At 56.1% G+C, this 18,385-nt stretch carries 32 protein-coding genes; 1 reads left to right on the plus strand and 31 read right to left on the minus strand.

All coding sequences use genetic code 11. The features are described from left to right. Positions 1 to 78 precede the first annotated feature (78 nt). The 10 genes from ACR3EP_RS11875 to ACR3EP_RS11920 form a co-directional block, all read right to left on the minus strand. Positions 79 to 1,095, minus strand: coding sequence for a DNA-directed RNA polymerase subunit alpha (locus ACR3EP_RS11875; RefSeq protein ID WP_058276312.1), 1,017 nt, complete (start codon positions 1,093 to 1,095; stop codon positions 79 to 81). Positions 1,096 to 1,210: 115 nt separating this feature from the next. Next, positions 1,211 to 1,600: a 30S ribosomal protein S11 gene (rpsK, locus tag ACR3EP_RS11880; RefSeq protein ID WP_008757289.1), complete on the minus strand. Its 390-nt coding sequence runs from the start codon at positions 1,598 to 1,600 to the stop codon at positions 1,211 to 1,213. Between the two features lie 15 nt (positions 1,601 to 1,615). Continuing rightward, positions 1,616 to 1,984 (minus strand): 30S ribosomal protein S13, encoded by a 369-nt coding sequence (gene rpsM / locus ACR3EP_RS11885; RefSeq protein WP_058272383.1) that lies wholly within the window; start codon positions 1,982 to 1,984, stop codon positions 1,616 to 1,618. Between the two features lie 200 nt (positions 1,985 to 2,184). Beyond that, positions 2,185 to 2,829 (minus strand): adenylate kinase, encoded by a 645-nt coding sequence (locus tag ACR3EP_RS11890; protein ID WP_170351670.1) that lies wholly within the window; start codon positions 2,827 to 2,829, stop codon positions 2,185 to 2,187. After that, a complete protein-coding gene (gene secY, locus ACR3EP_RS11895; protein WP_058283501.1) occupies positions 2,826 to 4,190 on the minus strand; it encodes a preprotein translocase subunit SecY in 1,365 nt (454 codons plus the stop codon). The genes ACR3EP_RS11890 and secY overlap by 4 nt, the downstream gene beginning before the upstream one ends. A 109-nt stretch (positions 4,191 to 4,299) precedes the next feature. Further along, positions 4,300 to 4,773 (minus strand): 50S ribosomal protein L15, encoded by a 474-nt coding sequence (gene rplO / locus ACR3EP_RS11900; RefSeq protein ID WP_170351671.1) that lies wholly within the window; start codon positions 4,771 to 4,773, stop codon positions 4,300 to 4,302. A 144-nt stretch (positions 4,774 to 4,917) separates the two neighbouring features. Next, positions 4,918 to 5,778 (minus strand): hypothetical protein, encoded by an 861-nt coding sequence (locus ACR3EP_RS11905; protein WP_480637993.1) that lies wholly within the window; start codon positions 5,776 to 5,778, stop codon positions 4,918 to 4,920. A 172-nt stretch (positions 5,779 to 5,950) separates the two neighbouring features. Further along, positions 5,951 to 6,163: a DUF1127 domain-containing protein gene (locus ACR3EP_RS11910; protein WP_170351672.1), complete on the minus strand. Its 213-nt coding sequence runs from the start codon at positions 6,161 to 6,163 to the stop codon at positions 5,951 to 5,953. Positions 6,164 to 6,333: 170 nt separating this feature from the next. Further along, entirely contained in the window at positions 6,334 to 6,792 is a 459-nt protein-coding gene (locus ACR3EP_RS11915; RefSeq protein WP_480637995.1) for a hypothetical protein, read from the minus strand. A 21-nt stretch (positions 6,793 to 6,813) separates the two neighbouring features. Continuing rightward, complete coding sequence (locus tag ACR3EP_RS11920) at positions 6,814 to 7,182, minus strand: antibiotic biosynthesis monooxygenase family protein (protein WP_170351674.1); 369 nt, start codon at positions 7,180 to 7,182, stop codon at positions 6,814 to 6,816. 77 nt (positions 7,183 to 7,259) lie between these two features. On the opposite strand from ACR3EP_RS11920, the gene ACR3EP_RS11925 reads away from it, so the two are divergent. Continuing rightward, positions 7,260 to 7,691, plus strand: a complete 432-nt coding sequence (locus ACR3EP_RS11925; protein WP_170414653.1) for a MarR family winged helix-turn-helix transcriptional regulator — start codon at positions 7,260 to 7,262, stop codon at positions 7,689 to 7,691. 102 nt (positions 7,692 to 7,793) lie between these two features. On the opposite strand, the gene rpmD is transcribed toward ACR3EP_RS11925, so the two are convergent. The 21 genes from rpmD to rplB form a co-directional block, all read right to left on the minus strand. Next, entirely contained in the window at positions 7,794 to 7,982 is a 189-nt protein-coding gene (gene rpmD / locus ACR3EP_RS11930; RefSeq protein ID WP_008757946.1) for a 50S ribosomal protein L30, read from the minus strand. Between the two features lie 12 nt (positions 7,983 to 7,994). Next, the gene (gene rpsE / locus ACR3EP_RS11935; RefSeq protein WP_058283505.1) at positions 7,995 to 8,564 is read right to left on the minus strand and encodes a 30S ribosomal protein S5; all 570 of its coding nucleotides are present in this window, start codon (positions 8,562 to 8,564) and stop codon (positions 7,995 to 7,997) included. A 116-nt stretch (positions 8,565 to 8,680) separates the two neighbouring features. Next, complete coding sequence (gene rplR / locus ACR3EP_RS11940) at positions 8,681 to 9,040, minus strand: 50S ribosomal protein L18 (RefSeq protein ID WP_058283506.1); 360 nt, start codon at positions 9,038 to 9,040, stop codon at positions 8,681 to 8,683. Between the two features lie 11 nt (positions 9,041 to 9,051). Next, positions 9,052 to 9,585, minus strand: coding sequence for a 50S ribosomal protein L6 (rplF, locus tag ACR3EP_RS11945; protein WP_480637998.1), 534 nt, complete (start codon positions 9,583 to 9,585; stop codon positions 9,052 to 9,054). A gap of 12 nt (positions 9,586 to 9,597) precedes the next feature. Then, positions 9,598 to 9,990 carry a 30S ribosomal protein S8 gene (gene rpsH / locus ACR3EP_RS11950; RefSeq protein WP_010437099.1) on the minus strand — a complete coding sequence of 131 codons (393 nt, stop codon included), beginning with the start codon at positions 9,988 to 9,990 and terminating at the stop codon, positions 9,598 to 9,600. A 13-nt stretch (positions 9,991 to 10,003) separates the two neighbouring features. Beyond that, a complete protein-coding gene (gene rpsN, locus ACR3EP_RS11955; protein ID WP_010437098.1) occupies positions 10,004 to 10,309 on the minus strand; it encodes a 30S ribosomal protein S14 in 306 nt (101 codons plus the stop codon). A 19-nt stretch (positions 10,310 to 10,328) separates the two neighbouring features. Then, positions 10,329 to 10,889, minus strand: coding sequence for a 50S ribosomal protein L5 (gene rplE, locus ACR3EP_RS11960; RefSeq protein ID WP_480638000.1), 561 nt, complete (start codon positions 10,887 to 10,889; stop codon positions 10,329 to 10,331). Next, positions 10,882 to 11,193 carry a 50S ribosomal protein L24 gene (rplX, locus tag ACR3EP_RS11965; RefSeq protein WP_008755589.1) on the minus strand — a complete coding sequence of 104 codons (312 nt, stop codon included), beginning with the start codon at positions 11,191 to 11,193 and terminating at the stop codon, positions 10,882 to 10,884. Before rplX ends, rplE begins: the two co-directional genes overlap by 8 nt. A gap of 2 nt (positions 11,194 to 11,195) precedes the next feature. Continuing rightward, positions 11,196 to 11,564, minus strand: a complete 369-nt coding sequence (rplN, locus tag ACR3EP_RS11970; protein ID WP_008757934.1) for a 50S ribosomal protein L14 — start codon at positions 11,562 to 11,564, stop codon at positions 11,196 to 11,198. 76 nt (positions 11,565 to 11,640) lie between these two features. Next, complete coding sequence (rpsQ, locus tag ACR3EP_RS11975; protein ID WP_170351678.1) at positions 11,641 to 11,871, minus strand: 30S ribosomal protein S17; 231 nt, start codon at positions 11,869 to 11,871, stop codon at positions 11,641 to 11,643. Between the two features lie 4 nt (positions 11,872 to 11,875). Next, positions 11,876 to 12,082 carry a 50S ribosomal protein L29 gene (gene rpmC, locus ACR3EP_RS11980; RefSeq protein ID WP_010437082.1) on the minus strand — a complete coding sequence of 69 codons (207 nt, stop codon included), beginning with the start codon at positions 12,080 to 12,082 and terminating at the stop codon, positions 11,876 to 11,878. 194 nt (positions 12,083 to 12,276) lie between these two features. After that, complete coding sequence (locus ACR3EP_RS11985; protein WP_058283509.1) at positions 12,277 to 12,702, minus strand: ester cyclase; 426 nt, start codon at positions 12,700 to 12,702, stop codon at positions 12,277 to 12,279. A gap of 196 nt (positions 12,703 to 12,898) precedes the next feature. Further along, positions 12,899 to 13,105: a cold-shock protein gene (locus ACR3EP_RS11990; RefSeq protein WP_170351679.1), complete on the minus strand. Its 207-nt coding sequence runs from the start codon at positions 13,103 to 13,105 to the stop codon at positions 12,899 to 12,901. Positions 13,106 to 13,361: 256 nt separating this feature from the next. Then, positions 13,362 to 13,982 carry a 2OG-Fe(II) oxygenase family protein gene (locus ACR3EP_RS11995; RefSeq protein WP_480639024.1) on the minus strand — a complete coding sequence of 207 codons (621 nt, stop codon included), beginning with the start codon at positions 13,980 to 13,982 and terminating at the stop codon, positions 13,362 to 13,364. A 49-nt stretch (positions 13,983 to 14,031) separates the two neighbouring features. Next, positions 14,032 to 14,580, minus strand: coding sequence for an amino acid synthesis family protein (locus ACR3EP_RS12000; protein ID WP_170378411.1), 549 nt, complete (start codon positions 14,578 to 14,580; stop codon positions 14,032 to 14,034). Positions 14,581 to 14,901: 321 nt separating this feature from the next. Continuing rightward, the gene (locus ACR3EP_RS12005; RefSeq protein WP_480638003.1) at positions 14,902 to 15,372 is read right to left on the minus strand and encodes a YHS domain-containing (seleno)protein; all 471 of its coding nucleotides are present in this window, start codon (positions 15,370 to 15,372) and stop codon (positions 14,902 to 14,904) included. A gap of 203 nt (positions 15,373 to 15,575) precedes the next feature. Beyond that, positions 15,576 to 15,989 carry a 50S ribosomal protein L16 gene (gene rplP / locus ACR3EP_RS12010; RefSeq protein ID WP_058283513.1) on the minus strand — a complete coding sequence of 138 codons (414 nt, stop codon included), beginning with the start codon at positions 15,987 to 15,989 and terminating at the stop codon, positions 15,576 to 15,578. A gap of 12 nt (positions 15,990 to 16,001) precedes the next feature. After that, the gene (gene rpsC / locus ACR3EP_RS12015) at positions 16,002 to 16,712 is read right to left on the minus strand and encodes a 30S ribosomal protein S3 (protein ID WP_008758042.1); all 711 of its coding nucleotides are present in this window, start codon (positions 16,710 to 16,712) and stop codon (positions 16,002 to 16,004) included. Next, positions 16,712 to 17,092, minus strand: coding sequence for a 50S ribosomal protein L22 (rplV, locus tag ACR3EP_RS12020; RefSeq protein ID WP_039538267.1), 381 nt, complete (start codon positions 17,090 to 17,092; stop codon positions 16,712 to 16,714). Before rplV ends, rpsC begins: the two co-directional genes overlap by 1 nt. 3 nt (positions 17,093 to 17,095) lie before the next feature. Continuing rightward, a complete protein-coding gene (gene rpsS / locus ACR3EP_RS12025; protein WP_005980699.1) occupies positions 17,096 to 17,374 on the minus strand; it encodes a 30S ribosomal protein S19 in 279 nt (92 codons plus the stop codon). A 3-nt stretch (positions 17,375 to 17,377) separates the two neighbouring features. Then, positions 17,378 to 18,220 (minus strand): 50S ribosomal protein L2, encoded by an 843-nt coding sequence (rplB, locus tag ACR3EP_RS12030; RefSeq protein WP_008757664.1) that lies wholly within the window; start codon positions 18,218 to 18,220, stop codon positions 17,378 to 17,380. Positions 18,221 to 18,385: the final 165 nt, after the last annotated feature.

The following is an 18,385-nucleotide window of genomic DNA, read 5'->3' on the forward strand; positions in this document are numbered from 1 at the left end:
GATGCGTGTCACCGGCTCTCCTTGGGGCGGAAGTGCCCGTTTCGTCCCCGGCAGTCCCGGGCATTTGGGAAGACGCGCTTAGAACGCGTCTTCGAATTTCTTCGCCAGATCTTCGATGTTGTCGGGCGGCCAGTCCTCGACATCCATGCCGAGGTGCAGACCCATGCCGGACAGCACTTCTTTGATCTCGTTCAGCGACTTGCGGCCGAAGTTCGGGGTGCGCAGCATCTCGGCTTCGGTTTTCTGGATCAGGTCGCCGATGTAAACGATGTTGTCGTTCTTCAGGCAGTTTGCCGAACGGACCGACAGTTCCAGCTCGTCTACTTTCTTCAGCAGCAGCGGGTTGAACTCAAGACCATCGTCTTCGTCCTGACGGCCAGCCGATTCCGGCTCGTCGAAGTTGACGAAGATCGACAGCTGGTCCTGCAGGATACGAGCGGCAAAGGCCAGCGCGTCTTCCGGTGTGATCGAGCCATCTGTTTCGATCTTCAGGGTCAGCTTGTCATAGTCCAGAACCTGACCTTCACGGGTCGGCTGAACGTCATAGGCAACCTTTTTGACCGGCGAATAGATCGCATCGATCGGGATCAGGCCGATAGGTGCGTCTTCTGGCTTGTTCTTCTCAGCCGAGACATAGCCCTTGCCGGTGTTGACGGTCAGTTCCATGAACAGGTCAGCGCCATCGTCCAGGTGGCAGATGACGTGATCGCGGTTCAGAACCTCGATGCCAGCGCTTTCGCTGATGTCACCAGCGGTGACAACGGCGGGGCCTTTGGCATTAATCGACAGGCGTTTGGGGCCTTCGACTTCCATGCGCAGGGCAACCTGCTTGAGGTTCAGGATGATGTCGGTGACGTCTTCACGAACGCCTGCGACCGAGGAGAACTCGTGCAGGACGTTGTCGATCTGGACGCTGGTGATGGCCGCGCCTTGCAGCGAGCTCATCAGAACGCGGCGCAGCGCGTTGCCCAAAGTCAGACCAAAGCCACGCTCCAGAGGCTCGGCAACCAGAGTTGCCTGACGTGCAGGATCGTTGCCCGGCTTGCCTTCCAGCTGGGTCGGCTTGATCAATTCAGCCCAATTCTTATGGATCATGTAATCCCTCCATTCCTGTCCGCGCCCCATGACCAACAAGGTGCAGACGCCCGAGGTTCAAAATGACGTGCTGGGGCCGTGCAAAAAACACAGCCCCAGCTCAATTCAAAATCGCTTAGACGCGACGACGCTTCGGCGGACGGCAGCCGTTGTGAGCGATCGGAGTCACGTCACGGATCGACGTGATGTTGAAGCCCACAGCAGCCAGCGCGCGCAGAGCCGATTCACGACCCGAACCGGGGCCCTGAACTTCGACTTCCAGCGTCTTGACGCCATGTTCCTGCGCCTTCTTGCCTGCGTCTTCTGCAGCCATCTGAGCGGCGTAGGGTGTCGATTTCCGCGATCCCTTGAAGCCCATAGTACCGGCAGACGACCACGAGATGGCGTTGCCCTGTACGTCCGAGATCAGGATCTTGGTGTTGTTGAAGGTCGAATTCACATGGGCGACGCCCGATGCGATGTTCTTACGCTCTTTGCGCTTAACGCGAGTCTTATCACGTGCCATCAGTCAGACCCTCCCTTATTTCTTCTTACCAGCGATGGCCTTTGCGGGGCCTTTGCGGGTACGAGCATTGGTGTGGGTACGCTGACCGCGAACCGGCAGGTTGCGGCGGTGACGCAGACCGCGATAGCAGCCCAGGTCCATCAAGCGTTTGACGTTCATCTGAACTTCACGACGCAGGTCACCTTCGACGGTGAAGTTGGCGTCGATGTGCTCGCGGATGGCCAGAACTTCGGCGTCGGACAGTTCGTTAACGCGACGGGTCGCGTCGATACCTACGGCTTCGCAGATCGCTTTGGCCGAGGTGTTTCCGATACCGGTGATATATGTGAGGGCGATAGGTACCCGCTTTGCAGTCGGGATGTTTACGCCGGCAATACGTGCCACGTGTCACTTTCCTTTTCGTTGCGGTTCCGTAACTCCAGAACCTTTTTTCACAACGCTTTACCGTGGCAGTGAGGCCAGAGGGTTCAGCATTATTCGAGGTGGTCGGGGCAATTGGGACGAATCCCGCATGCGGTCTTGATTCCCTTTAGGGATGGGGGTCGATATGGGCTTTTGGCAACGCCGTCAAGCCCATATTGAAATCAGCCAAGGATCGCCTCAATCGACGCGGTGACTTCCTTGATATCCGCCAGTCCGTTCACGGGGCGCAGATCGCCCTTGGCGTAGTAATAGCCGATCAGCGGCGAGGTCTTCTTGTAATATTCCATCAGACGCGTACGCAGGCTGTCTTCGTTGTCATCTGCACGACGCTGGAAGTCATTTTCCTTACCGCAATTGGTGCACTTGCCGTCTGCCGGAATCGGTTTGGTGATGTCGTTATAAACCTCACCACACCCGCCACAGGTCGAACGCGCCGTAATACGGCCCACCAACGCATCATCATCGACGCGCATTTCGATTACTGTGTGCAACGACTGACCCAGCTTGGTCAGCAACGCCGCCAGTGCATCGGCCTGCGCCAGCGTACGGGGGAAGCCGTCAAAGATGAAACCGGCGCCTGTTTCGGTGGTCAGCTTCTCTTCGATCAGGCCGATCACGATCTCATCGGTGACCAGCTTGCCCGCATCCATGATCGCCGCAACCTTCTGCCCCATCTCGGTGCCCGAGGTCTTGGCCTCGCGCAGCATGTCGCCAGTGCTTAACTGAACCATGCCGCGTGTTTCAACCAGGTGGCGCGCCTGCGTCCCTTTACCGGCCCCCGGGGGCCCAAGAAGAATGATGTTCATCGACGAGAGGGTCCCTTCCTGCCGCGTTTCTTACCTTTGCCGCGCAGTTGGGACTTTTCAATCAGCCCTTCGTATTGGTGCGCAAGCAGGTGGCTCTGAACCTGTTGGATCGTGTCCATGGTCACAGAGACGATAATCAGAACCGAGGTGCCTCCGAAATAGAACGGGATGGCAAACTGGCCCCGAAGGATTTCAGGTAGCAGACAGACCGCCGCCAGATAGGCCGAACCCAGAACCAGCACGCGGTTGACCACGTATTCCAGATACTCGGCGGTTTTCTTGCCCGGACGGATACCCGGCACAAAACCGTTCTGCTTTTTCAGGTTGTCCGCCACATCGTCCGGTTTGAACGACACGTTGAACGTATAGAAATAGGCAAAGAACACGATCATCGAGGCGAAAAACAGCAGGTACAACGGCTGTCCGGGGCCAAAGTTGGCCAGCAGCCACGACATCACCGGCCCGTTGGTCGCACCCGACGAGAAGGTCGAGATCGTCACCGGCAACAGAAGCAGCGAGCTTGCAAAGATCGCCGGGATAACGCCCGCCGGGTTCACTTTGACCGGCAGGTGGCTGGAACCACCTTCATAGATCTTCATACCGGCCTGACGGCGCGGATATTGGATGTGGATCTTGCGCAAGGCTCGCTCCATGAACACCACAAAGGTGATCACGGCGATAACCATCACGATCACACCCACGATCACTGCAGGGCTGATCGCACCGCTGCGTCCGCTGGCAAAGAACTGCGCCAATGCGGCCGGAACCTCGGCAATGATGCCGACGAAGATGATCAGAGAGATACCGTTACCGATGCCACGTGCGGTAATCTGCTCACCCAGCCACATCAGGAACATGGTGCCGCCAACCAGCGTAATCATGGTCGACATACGGAAGAACATGCCCGGATCGGTCGCCAGATCACCCGATTCCAGCGATACGGCCAGACCATAGGCCTGAACGGTGGCCAGAGCCACGGTGCCGAAACGGGTATACTGGTTGATTTTCTTGCGTCCCTGCTCGCCCTCTTTCTTGAGCTGTTCGAGCGCGGGAACCATAGATGTCAGCAGCTGCACAATGATCGAGGCTGAAATGTAGGGCATGATGCCGAGGGCAAAGATACCCATCCGCCCCAGCGCCCCGCCAGTAAACATCGAAACCATGCCGCCGATGCCCTGCCCCGCCTGCTCCATGAACTCGCGCAGGGCCTGCCCGTCGATCCCCGGCACCGGAATAAAGGTGCCCAGGCGATAAACGATCAACAAACCCAGCGTAAACAGGATGCGGTTGCGCAGATCGGTGGCTTTGCCAAGGGCAGACCAGCTTGTGTTGGCTGCCATTTGTTCTGCTGCTGATACCATAAATCGGTCTCTCTTATGAAAACACCGCCCGGAACCGTTTTCCGGCTCGGGCGGCGTCTGGGAAAACTCTGAGGACTATGTAAGCGGGTCTTTGCCCGCTCACAAGCGCTTACTCTGCCGCAGCAGCTTTTGTGACCGTCAGTGAACCGCCCGCTTTTTCGACTGCCTCAACGGCAGCTTTCGAAGCACCGGTGACTTCCAGGTTCAGCTTGGCGCTGATTTCGCCTTTGGCCAGAACGCGGATCCCGTCCAGCTTGCGACGCACCAGACCCGACGCAACCAGAGCGTCTTCGGTAATCGCAGCTTTGGCGTCCAGCTTGCCGGCGTCGACGAATTTCTGGATCAAACCCAGGTTGATAACGGCGAATTCCTTGCGGTTCGGCTTGTTGAAGCCACGCTTGGGCAGGCGCTGGTACAACGGCATCTGGCCGCCTTCATAGCCATTGATGGCCACACCCGAACGGGATTTCTGGCCTTTGATACCACGGCCACCCATTTTACCTTTGCCGGAACCGGGACCACGGCCAACGCGGGTGCGTTTCGGTGTGGCGCCAGGATTGTCGCGCAATTCGTGCAGTTTCATATCGCTTCTCCTTAGCCGGATGTGACCCCCGAAGCGTGATGGGCCAACCACGGCATTTCTTGGTTTTGATTCGTATGGCGCAAGGCCACCGCAGGCGTATAGGCCCGTTGACCTCTCTTGGCAAGCCCACGCCCGGGTCTTGGATCATGCGTCGTCCTGGGGCATATTTTCTTCGGAAACGACCCTAGGGACGAGCGGCGCCGCATGAGGGTCGATACCGTGCTTCTCTGCCAGTATGCCTACCAGGCTATTGGGATGTGGAATACCACCAAATCTGGTGCGGATGAACGCACGCATACGCCGCCCATAGAAATGGATTGACATGGTGTTATCCGTGATGAAACGTTCTGCGCCGCCTGATGCCCGCATCATGGTGCGGCGATCTTTATACCCAACGGGATACAAAACCTCTTGCGGTTTGGAAAACCGGGCTTCCTTGTTCTGCTGTAACAGCCACGTCAAAGCACGCGGCCCCCAGATTCCCCAAGGCATCTCGCTGGCGTGCTTTTGGTCACCAGCCAGCGCGCTTTGGACCAGCACGGCACGATGTTTCGGCGGCAACCAATGCGGAAGGCGGTACGGGTCGTTGGTATACTCGATCAGGTCATAGAGGGTTGGGCTGTCTTTTGGCAATGCCAATACCCCACCGTTGATTTCATGCGGCGCCAGCCAGCCGTGAAGATGCCCCTGATCGGTTGTGAACGGTTTGACACAATACGCATCGGTATCCGCCCAGATAATGTCATCCTCCTGCGCCAGCATCCGCACACGAAATTTATCCGAATGTAAGGCCGGGCTGCCCGTTCGCTGATGCAGGATAATTTCATTGTCCGGCAGAATTTCACGCGCATCACGCCTTTCTACGCCGTCGGGGATATTTGCAACCGGGCCATATGTATACAAACGTACGTGCTGCCCCACATCCAGAAAGGATTTGATACACAGTTGTTCGAGAAAGCTCAGCGCGCCGTCGATCCAAAGCATCCCGATTTGGTATTCCCGCACCTAATACGCCCTTTCTTGAAACATCAGTGGCAAGCCACTCATCCCTTGACCGATAACGCCAACTCTTTCAACCAGGACACGGGGAATTCCCGCGAAATGTGCCGTCGTTGCACATCCCAAACCAAAAGAGGCGCCAAAAAGCGCCTCTGGGTGAGTGGTTCAAACTATGAGTTTACGAGCAGTAAACGTGATCATGCGCGATGTCTTTGATATCGCAGCGGCGCACACCGATATCGTTCAGTTCGCGGTCGGTCAGGCTTTGTAGTTCCGAATAGGTGCGATTGAATTCTGCGCGCAGGGCGTAAGCCTCTTTTACCTTTGCTGCAAAGTCAGCGATGCGAGCAAAAACGGTGATGCCGTGAGTGGTTGTTGCTGTATAAGCCATATCTGAATTCCTTTCCTGATCGGGGCGTATTCCCCGATGTTTTCTTGTGTGTTCCTTGTTTGGACAGGGTTCAGATAGGAGTGTTCGGTATCGCTAACAACGAAGATTTCGGTCTAGCCGCTATGCGTGCATTGAATAGCTATGCGGGGCGCTGTGCTTAATTGGGACCTTTACTGGCTTCTCTGCTTTCGCGCACTTCTTCTGCGGGCGGTCATCGCCCGGCCATCCCGAATACTAAGCCCCATCAACGTCAGATTGGTGGCGCCAGCGATCAGTTCAACGACTTGCACAATATAAAAGCTGGTGTCGAATGATCCTGCGTTTGCTTTTGCGCTAAGGTAGATGGCGGCGGGAACAAGGATGAGAAGTCCGTTCATCGCTATGATCGGCATCCGTTTCTTCTTGGCGAGCGCCTGGACATCTTTGCGGCGACGCCCAAGAGACATGCCGGATGCACCGACAATCACCATTGCTGGCACCAGAATAAACAGTCCGCTGACGATCATGGATTTTACCGCGGCGACGGTCGCATGGGTTGCAAATAACTCGCTGTACAAGGTGGATATCCAGAAAACGAGGATTGTAAGAAAACCCAATACGCCGGCGATGGGGTGGATGGTTCTTAACATGTTGCTACTCCGGTTATCGCATCAGGCGACGCAGTGGTTTTCAACTGCGAGCTTTCGAACAAGATGTGGCCGCGCCACAGCACTATCTGGATAGTCCGCGATCCGTCGCTGAAACTCGGGATTGGTAAATGCGTCGCGAAAACTTTGGACGTCCTGCCAGATCGCGTAGTTCACAAAGGTCGAACTGCCAGCGATGCCCTGATGGAGTTGTGTAGAAATATATCCTGGCTGAGATTTCATGAAATCAGCATCATGCGCCCAGGCCTTCAGCAGCGCCTCTTTGTCTTTGGCGTCCACTGTGAACAGGTTGATCAGAACTACCGGACCTTCTTCGGTCTGCATCTGATCTGCCAGCGTGACGATATTGTCCAACTCTTCAATACGAGCCATTTCGATTCCTCTCAATTCTTTTCCATAGCAAGCTATATAATATTGCATAGCTTGCTATGCAAGTGTAAATCTTGAACATGAACTTTGAAAAAGAAAACTCGGCCGGATACCTGGTCAATCACATGGCGCGGTTGTTTGCGAAGGAATTGCAGCAGCGCATTGCGCCCTTGGGGATCGTTGTTGGGCAATTTCCAATTTTACTGCAGCTTTGGCTCAAAGACGGCGTGACGCAAAAAGAATTGCTGGGCAAAATAGATGTCGAACAAGCGACCCTAGCGAACACGCTCAACCGAATGGAACGCGACGGCTTGATCAAAAGAACAAAGAACCCCGCTGACGCCAGAGCCCAACTGATTTGGTTAACTGAGAAGGCCACAGCAATTCGAAACAGCGCCTATGAGTCTGCTCAAAGCGTAAATGCCGAAGCCCTACAGGTGTTGAGTGAAACTGAACAGGCACGCTTCATGGACTATATGCGCCGTATAATAGAAAAAATGCGTTCAGATTGAACTGACACCATATCGATTAAACTAAGAGACCGTCATAACCCTTAAATGATAAAACGCCCCCGAAATATCGGAGGCGTTTCTAACTTTTCGAATATGTCGCGCTTAGCCGCGTTCTTCGATGATCTCAACCAGATGCGGGATCTTGTTGACCATGCCGCGGACCGAAGGAGTATCCTCTAGCTCACGGGTCTTGTGCATCTTGTTCAGGCCCAGACCGATCAGGGTCGCGCGCTGTTCAGCGGGGCGGCGGATCGGGGAACCGATCTGCTTGACGACGATGGTTTTTGCCATGGGTCGCTCTCCTTATGCTTCTGCTTCAGCAGCTGCCGGTGCTTCGTCCCGCTTGGGCAGGATGTCAGCAACCTTTTTGCCACGACGCTGTGCAACCGAACGCGGGCTCTGCTCTTTCTGCAGGCCGTTGATGGTGGCGCGGATCATGTTGTACGGGTTCTGCGAGCCCAGCGACTTGGACACAACGTCCTTGACGCCCAGCATTTCGAACACGGCACGCATCGGACCACCGGCGATGATACCAGTACCTTCAGGTGCGGTACGCATTACCACTTTACCGGCGCCGTGACGGCCTTCGATGTCGTGGTGCAGGGTCCGACCTTCGCGCAGTTGCACGCGGATCATCTGACGCTTGGCTTGCTCGGTCGCCTTACGGATGGCTTCAGGTACTTCTTTCGCTTTACCTTTGCCAAAGCCGACGCGGCCTTTCTGATCGCCGACAACCACCAGAGCGGCGAAGCCAAAGCGCTTACCACCTTTTACGGTTTTCGACACACGGTTGATCGCAACCAGACGATCGGCGAATTCCGGTGCTTCGTCGCGGTCACGACCACGGCCCCGGCGGTTTTCACGTTCTGCCATTTTGGCATCCCTTCTCTCACATGGCGCAATCGGCGCCGTTTGTTCAATCCAAGTGAGCCCCGACTGTTGCCGAGGCCCCCGGATCATCGGGGCAGCCGCAAAGCTGCCCGCAAGTCTTAGATCTTCAGGCCGCCTTCACGCGCAGCGTCGGCCAGAGCCTTCACTTTGCCGTGGAACAGGAAGCCGCCACGATCGAAATAGGCCTCTTCGACGCCTGCCTTCTTGGCACGCTCGGCGATGGCCGCGCCCACTTTGGTGGCCGCTTCGACGTTGTTCTTGCCAACGACACCCAGATCTTTTTCCAGGGTCGAGGCCGAGGCCAGGGTCACGCCACGCACGTCGTCGATCAGCTGAACAGAGATGTTCTTGTTCGAACGGTGTACGGACAGACGCGGACGACCCGCGTTGACCTTGCGAAGTTTGTTCCGAACGCGCAGGCGGCGCTTCAGAAACAGGGTTCTTTTGCTGTTTGCCATGGTTTGCGTCCTTACTTCTTCTTGCCTTCTTTGCGGAAGATGAACTCGCCCTTATAGCGGATGCCCTTGCCTTTGTACGGCTCGGGACGGCGCCAATCGCGGATTTTGGCCGCGACTTCGCCCACCTGCTGCTGGTCGATACCTTCCACAACGATCTCGGTCTGCTTCGGCGCGGTGATGGTGACACCTTCCGGAGCGGTGAAATCAACGTCGTGGCTGTAGCCCAGGTTCAGCTTCAGGGTGTTGCCCTGCATCTGAGCCCGGTAACCAACACCCTGGATCTCCAGCTCTTTTTTGAAGCCCTGGGTCACACCGGTTACCAGGTTGGCAACCATGGTGCGGCTCATGCCCCACTGCTGGCGGGCACGCTTGGACATGCCACGGGGGTTGATTTGCACAACATTGTCTTCGACCGACAGCGTTACGTCATCGGTTGCGGTGAAGCTGCGGGTGCCTTTCGGACCTTTCACTTCGATGGTCTGGCCGGACACAGTGGCGGTAACGCCGCTGGGCAGCTCGACCGGTTTTTTACCAATACGAGACATTGACAGACCTCCTTAGAAGACGGTGCAGAGCACTTCGCCGCCAACATTGTTGGAGCGAGCGTTTGCGTCCGACATCACACCTTTCGGAGTGCTGACAATCGACACGCCCAGACCCTGACGGACCTGTGGGATGTCATTGACGCCCATGTATACGCGGCGACCGGGTTTCGAGACCCGCTTCAGCTCGCGAATAACAGGGGTGCCTTCGTAGTATTTCAGGCTGATTTCGATGGCCGGATGACCGTTTTCACCGGTCGTCGCTTCGTAGCCACGGATATAACCTTCGTCCGCCAGCACGTCCAGAACCCAACCGCGCAGCTTGGAAGCCGGGGTGGAAACGGTGGACTTGCCGCGCATTTGCGCGTTGCGGATACGGGTGAGCATATCGCCGATAGGATCATTCATATCTATGTCTCCCTTACCAGCTCGATTTCACCATGCCGGGGATCTGACCAGCAGAACCCAGCTCGCGCAGCGCGATACGGCTGACCTTCAGCTTACGGTAGTAAGCATGAGGACGACCGGTCAGCTGACAGCGGTTGTGCAAACGAGTAGCCGAGCTGTTGCGCGGCAGTTTCGCCAGTTTCAGACGCGCTTTGAAACGCTCTTCCATCGGCTTGCTCTCGTCATTCGCGATTTCTTTCAGCTCGGCACGCTTTGCGGCATATTTGGCCACCAGGCGTTCGCGCTTCTTTTCGCGTTCGATCATTGCTTTTTTAGCCATGTCTTAATCCTCCCGGCGCTTATGCGTTGAAGGGCATGTTGAATGCTTTCAACAGTGCCTTTGCTTCAGCGTCGGTTTTCGCTGTGGTGGCAATTACGATGTCCATGCCCCAGACTTCGTCGACTTTGTCGAAGTCGATTTCGGGGAACACGATGTGCTCTTTCATGCCCATGGCAAAGTTGCCCTGACCATCGAAAGACGGCTTAACACCGCGGAAGTCACGAACGCGCGGCATCGCGATGGTGATCAGACGATCCAGGAATTCGTACATCCGGTCACCGCGCAGGGTCACTTTCGCACCCAGCGGCATGTCTTCACGGACGCGGAAACCCGCGATCGACTTTTTCGCCTTGGTTGCAACGGCCTGCTGACCGGCAATCGCAGTCAGATCCTCGACAGCCGCTTTGGCTTTCTTGGAATCTTTGACAGCTTCTGCACCACAGCCGATGTTCAGAACGATTTTTTCCAGCTTGGGCAGCTGCATGTCGTTCTTGTAACCGAACTCTTCTTTCAGAACGGGGCGGATGGTTTCAGCGTACTGAGCCTTCAGACGCGGAGTATAGGTTGCGTTATCAAGCATCGATCACGTCCCCTGTGGTCTTGGCGAAGCGAACCTTCTTGTCACCTTCCATGCGGAAGCCAACGCGGGTGGCTTTGCCGTTTGCGTCCAGCAGTGCCAGGTTCGACAGCTCGATCGGGTTTGCCTGGGGCAAACGGCCGCCTTGGCTGTTCTGGGTCTGGCGGGTGTGGCGGATGGCGATGTTGATGCCGTCGACAACAGCTTTACCGGCTTTCGGGTCAACCGAGGTAATCGTTCCCTCTTTGCCCTTGTCCTTGCCGGCCAGCACGACGACCTTGTCGCCTTTGCGGAGTTTAGCAGCCATGATTACAGCACCTCCGGAGCCAGCGAGATGATTTTCATGAAGTTCTTGCCACGCAGTTCGCGAACAACGGGGCCAAAGATACGGGTACCTACGGGCTCGTTGTTGTTGTTCAGGATGACGGCGGCGTTGCGATCGAAACGGATCGCGGTGCCGTCTTCGCGACGGACTTCTTTAGCGGTGCGTACGACGACGGCCTTGCGGACGTCACCTTTCTTTACGCGGCCGCGTGGGATGGCTTCCTTCACCGAGACGACAATGATGTCGCCGACGGAGGCGTATTTACGCTTGGAACCACCCAGGACCTTGATGCACTGAACTCGGCGAGCGCCGGAGTTGTCAGCGACATCCAGATTGGTCTGCATCTGGATCATGTGGTTTCTCCCGACCTGTGGGGGCTGGTCTCGTTAGATCCCCCAGGGTTTCGACAAATGGAAAAATCCCGGAAGCTTACGCCTCCAGAACTTCCCAACGTTTCGTCTTCGATTTCGGCGCGCATTCGATGATGCGTACAGAGTCGCCGACCTTGAAGGCGTTCTTTTCATCGTGAGCCCGGTATTTCTTGGACTTACGGATGGTTTTCTTCAGAACCGGATGCGTAAAGCGGCGCTCGACGGAAACGGTTACGGTCTGTTCGTTGGCGTCGCTGGTTACGGTGCCGGACAGGATACGCTTGGGCATAGGATTACTCCTCCGATGCCGCGGCAGCGGCCTTTTCGTTCAGAATGGTTTTGACGCGGGCAGCATTGCGGCGGGCCGCTTTGATGCCGGCAGTGTTTTCCAGCTGACCGGTTGCCTGTTGAAAGCGCAGGTTAAAGCTTTCTTTCTTCAGGTTGGCCAGTTCCTCGCGGAGCTGGTCCGGGGTCTTGTCACGCAGTTCTTGGGCGTTCATCGCCTTTTTCCTTTGCTCAAAACACCAGAAGGCCCCGTATCAGGGTCACCTTTGACCTGGTGGATGAATGATAGACATACGAATCCCCCGACTCAGCCGGGGGAACGCAAGATGCCGCTCTATAGGGGGTTAGCGGGTAGGTAGCAAGGGAAAGTTTAGGAATCCTCTGCCTACACTAACAGGCTAGTCGCTGCTTACTTCACCAAGCCTAGATGTCGTACGATAGTGGCGCTGTCATAATAGTCTCGTCCTTCAACAACCATGCCACCTATTACCCGCATTACTGAGCAATAGCGCACTTCGTATCGCTTTCCGGTTGGTTCGAAATCACCGAGGCTTGAATGCAGAACACCAGTGTGGGTTCCGGTATTGTGGAACTCTACGATCGCCCATTCACCGCACTCGCTGACGATCACATTATCCACGATGCATTCTCCATCCGGGAATGCCTTTCGCCAACGCTCGTAATCCTCTTTATAGGCCAGCTTGCCAAGTTGCTTTTCCTCACGAGCAACATCTTCGAACTGACAATCTTCGGCAATCACCTCGGCCCCGCGATCAGGATCCCGCATCCCCCAACTTTCATGGAATTGGCGAACCACCCGTTCAGTTTCTTTCATACTGGATACCTCTGTGATCCATGGAACATACAGGATTGTATATGAGTTGGCTTCAGGTTTTCTCACATTGAGTTTGACGAATTCATCCGGAGAAGTTTCGTAACACTATCCAGAATTTTTTGTATTTTGGTTGGAAACACAAAACGCGGCCTCGTTTACACGAGACCGCGTCTGCAACTGTCTAAGTCTGAGTGACTTACGCCAGAGCGATGTTCACAGCTGCCTCACGACCGTCACGGCCGGGCTCGATGTCGAAAGTTACTTTCTGGTCGTCGGCCAGGCCAGTCAGACCCGAGCGCTCAACAGCCGAGATGTGCACAAACACGTCTTTGCCACCAGTCTCCGGTGCGATGAAGCCAAAACCTTTAGTTGCGTTGAACCATTTTACGGTGCCATTGGCCATATCCGTATTCTCCTATTAAATTGCTGTCCGCGGGATTGCGACAGCGCGGCGTGGTCGGTCTGGATCGAGAGACTGAACGCCAAAATTCAGGAGACAGTGGTCGAAAAAGAAAAACGTAAGCGTGCCCCACATGGTTCATGGCCGCTCATATTGCAAGGTTTTTCGACAACGCGAGGTGAAAAGTGATTGGCAGGAACACCGCCTGTTCGCCGCGCAATTGCTCTGCTGGTCCAATTACCGTACGGGGAACCGGGGCTCATTCCCACTTGTAGTTAAAGCTAACACTAATCCGCTCTTCCTCGGCCATGTTCATCGGCACCTCGTGGCGCAGCCAGCTTTCCCACAGCAGGACATCGCCCACCTGCGGCTTCATATAGATGAACGGCTGTAAGTCCCGCCGCCCGCCCTTCAGCCGTGTCGGCGCGGCCATCATGCGGCACGATCGGGGATCTTCCAGCTTCAACGCGCTGGCCCCCTCGGGCATCGCCACATAGGTCGTACCCGAGATCACACTGTGCGGGTGCAGATGGCTGGAATGCATTCCACCCTCGGGCAGGATGTTGATCCACAGATCCTCGAGCTTTAACTCACCTTCGCCCAGATCAAACTCCAGATCCTTGGCAAAAGCCGCGACGTGGCTGTCCAGAGCCTTGACCAAATCGGCAAAGATCGGGAACCGCCATGGCAGATCGGTCAGCGAGGCATAGCTGGTGTAACCAGGATAGCCGTTCTCCTCACACCATTCCTGCCCGGCCTCATCATCCTCGGCAATGACAAGGCAAGAGTTTTCCAGCTCTTCTGGGTCGATCTTGGGACCAAACTCGGACAAAGCTGCGCGATAAAGACGGGTAACGAAGAGTGATTCAATCTGGGCCATAGGCTGGGCATAGCCCAAGCTCTGATCCAAGGCCAGCCCCAGCCAACCCTTAGTTTTTGATTGGCCCCGAGCCGCAGCGCGGGATCGGACGCCCGCCATCCGCGTAGGCAAGACACATGACAATCTCATCCGGTTTAGGCGCGTCGGGAATGCTCAGCGTCATGGTATCGAAATGGTCAAAGGACCACGGATTGTCCTTGTGTCCGAGGGGCAGATCAATCGCACATCCCGGTGCCCCAAGTTTGGCATTCGACGGGATGACGGCTTCACCTCCACCTGCTGATGCGCGCATTGGAGCGCCGAGTTTCGGATGGATCAATGCGCCACCTTGTTCGAGATCGCCATTCGCACCCACAATCGCTGCTTTACCGTAGGAAATCGGCGCTCGGTCGAGTTGAGAAACAGCCTCGGACGCTAGGTCTGCCCCAAGCATTCCTCCAATTTCAAACAGCTCGGACAAGTCTTCCGAGAATTTACCGGCCAGCGGGTTTTGTATGACAGCCAAAGCCGCAACTCTGCAGACTGGAGCGCATGGTTGCCCAAACTGGTCGGTGGTTATGACCTCTTTGACAAAAACCTTCTTGCGTAGCTGAAACATACAACCCTCCCACTCACTCTGGGCAGATTATGGGGGCTATGGACAAAGGTCGACTTTTTTCACTCATCAGTGGGATGGATCGCAAAAGACTAACACAATACCCCCTGCCGGTGTCCTGACAGGGGTCAATCTTGTCACGAACGAGTGGTCCCCAGTCTCTTACCAGTCTTAGGGAACCTAAACACAGGTCTTGATCGGCAGCTTTATAGTGATCCGACTTGAGCTTGCATGCCCAGCGATCGACTGAAACTCTACCCAGACGTACTATGACCGGCTTTGCGGTGACCGGAGTATCTTGGAAGATGCGGATCAGGACACGCCCTATTTCTTCAGCAATTCGGGCCAGAACTCGTTTGCTTTTTCAATATTGGCATCAATATCGCTGGCCCAGATGCGCCGCACCTGCGGGCTGTAATTCAGATACAGTTTTTCGTCCCAGATGCGCCATGCGAACGGGTCGACATCGGCCACCGCATTCTGGCTGGCCGCATAAGCGCAATATCCGCCATATTGAGGAGCATACTTCGCCGGGTCAGACAGAAAAGCCTGACGGTTTTCTTCACTCTGAAACACCCAGGTGGCGCCATTGTGCTGAGCCGTGATTTCAGGATCGCCCTTTTGCGGATCACCGCCTTGCCAATAAGTCATGACGTCATATCCGTTCATCGCAAGCTTGTTGAAATACCCTAGGTTCACCTCGGGCGACGCGGCCCAGGTTTTTGCGGGGGCGACCACGGTACCAACGGCCATCAGAAACAACAGAACGAAATGGCGGAGGATAAAACTTGGCATCAGTATCCTACTCGATGGCAGAGAGGGTTCGTCCGACTTTAGCCACGCCTGTCTGCCGATTGCCAGTCACGAGTCTGTAGACCGGCATGTGGCCATTGATAGTTTAAGTCCCATAACCTGCGTCTGACACCGAGAACGCAAAACCCCCGCCGGTATCCCGACGGGGGTCAATCTTTTAGCGAACGGGGTAGCCCTCCAATCGCTTACCAGTCTTCGCGAACCACGACGCGAGTCTTGATCGGCAGCTTCATCGCGGCCAGGCGCAGGGCCTCGCGGGCGATGTCGTCATTGACGCCGTCAATCTCGAACATCACGCGGCCAGGCTTGACTTTGCATGCCCAGCGGTCGACCGAACCTTTACCTTTACCCATACGAACTTCGATCGGCTTTGCAGTGACCGGAGTGTCAGGGAAGATGCGGATCCAGACACGACCCTGACGCTTCATGTGACGCGTCATGGCACGACGTGCAGCTTCGATCTGGCGTGCAGTTACACGCTCAGGCTCAAGAGCTTTCAGGCCGTAGGTGCCAAAGTTCAGATCAGAGCCGCCCTTGGCGAGACCCTTGATCCGGCCTTTGTGCATCTTGCGGAATTTAGTACGCTTTGGTTGAAGCATATCTTTTCCTCCTTAGCGACGACCGCCACCAGCACCACGAGGTGCAGGGCCGTCCTGGAGTTCCTGTGCTTTACGGTCACGTGCCTGCGGATCGTGCTCCATGATCTCACCTTTGAAGATCCAGACCTTGATCCCGATGATCCCGTAAGGAGTCATCGCTTCGGCATGTGCGTAATCGATGTCGGCACGCAGGGTGTGCAGAGGCACGCGGCCTTCGCGGTACCACTCGGTCCGTGCGATTTCGGCACCGCCCAGACGGCCAGCGACGTTCACACGGATACCCAGGGCGCCCATGCGCATGGCGTTCTGAACCGACCGCTTCATCGCGCGGCGGAACGAGACGCGGCGCTCCAGCTGCTGAGCGATGGACTCGGCAACCAGCTGCGCGTCAAGCTCGGGCTTGCGCACTTCGACGATGTTCAGGTGCAGTTCGCTGTCGGTCATACGAGCAAGCTTTTTGCGCAGAACTTCGATGTCTGCACCTTTCTTGCCGATGATGACACCGGGACGTGCAGTGTGGATCGTAACGCGGCACTTCTTGTGCGGACGTTCGATGATCACACGAGCAACACCGGCCTGCTTGCACTCTTTGTTGATGAACTCACGGATCTTGAGGTCTTCCAGCAGAAGATCACCGTAGTCCTTGGTGTCGGCGTACCAGCGGCTGTCCCAGGTGCGGTTGACCTGCAGGCGCATGCCGATCGGATTTACTTTATGACCCATTAGGCTTGCTCCTCAACTTGACGCACCTTGATGGTGATCTCCGAGAACGGCTTCATGATCTTGCCGAAACGGCCACGGGCACGCGGACGACCGCGCTTCATGACCAGGTTCTTGCCAACCCAAGCTTCGGCGACGATCAGCTCGTCAACGTCCAGGTTGTGGTTGTTTTCGGCATTCGCGATTGCGGACTGCAGGCACTTCTTGACGTCCTGCGCGACACGCTTGTTCGAGAAAGTCAGGTCGGTCAGAGCCTTCTCAACTTTCTTGCCGCGGATCATTTGCGCAACCAGGTTCAGTTTCTGCGGGCTGGTGCGAAGCATGCGCGTTTTCGCCATTGCTTCGTTTTCAGCCACGCGGCGGGGGTTCTTTTCCTTGCCCATGACTTACTTCCGCTTCGCTTTTTTGTCTGCGGCGTGACCGTAATAGGTGCGAGTCGGCGAGTATTCACCGAACTTCTGACCGATCATGTCTTCCGAGACGTTTACCGGGATATGCTTCTGGCCGTTGTACACACCAAAGGTCAGACCCACGAATTGGGGCAGAATGGTGGAACGACGCGACCAGATTTTGATGACTTCGTTGCGGCCCGACTCGCGCGCTGCTTCGGCTTTTTTCAGCACGTAAGCATCGACGAAAGGACCCTTCCAAACAGAGCGAGACATAGATTAACGTCCCTTCTTCTTGGCGTGCCGCGAGCGGATGATCAGCTTCTGGGACGCTTTGTTCTTGTTGCGGGTACGCTTACCCTTGGTGTCCTTACCCCACGGAGTAACCGGCGTACGGCCACCCGAGGTACGACCTTCACCACCACCGTGCGGGTGATCGATCGGGTTCATTGCAACACCACGAACCGACGGACGAACGCCCTTGTGGCGCATACGACCGGCTTTACCGAGGTTTTGGTTGCTGTTGTCGGGGTTGGACACGGCACCGACGGTGGCCATGCATTCCTGACGGACCATGCGCAGCTCGCCCGAGCTCAGACGGATCTGAGCGTAGCCGCCATCGCGGCCAACGAACTGAGCGTAAGTACCGGCCGCACGTGCGATCTGACCGCCTTTACCAGGCTTCATCTCGATGTTGTGGACGATGGTACCAATGGGCATGCCCGAGAACGGCATTGCGTTGCCTGGCTTGATGTCGGCCTTGGCGGATGCCACGACTTTATCACCAACAGCCAGACGCTGCGGAGCCAGGATATACGCCTGCTCGCCGTCTTCGTATTTTACCAGTGCGATGAATGCGGTCCGGTTCGGGTCATATTCGATCCGTTCGACGGTTGCCGCGACATCAAATTTATTCCGTTTGAAGTCAACGATCCGGTAGAGACGCTTTGCGCCACCGCCGCGGCGGCGTGAAGTGATCCGTCCGGTGTTGTTCCGGCCGCCCGATTTGGTCAAACCCTCTGTGAGAGACTTGACCGGACGTCCTTTCCAAAGCTCCGAACGGTCGATCAGCACCAGCCCGCGCTGGCCCGGCGTCGTCGGCTTGTACGACTTGAGTGCCATGCTTTCTGTCTTCCGTTTAGCAAGTGCAGGGGTTTTCCCCGCTATGTGATAGGCCCCCGTAGGTGCCAAGGGTATAGGGCCCCGAAGGTCCCCGGTTACAAATATCAGAGGCCCCGGAACGAATCCGAGGCCGTAAGATTGGGTGCATTTAGCAGTGTTGGGGGG

It is taken from the genome of Ruegeria sp. BB10, from assembly GCF_056535725.1.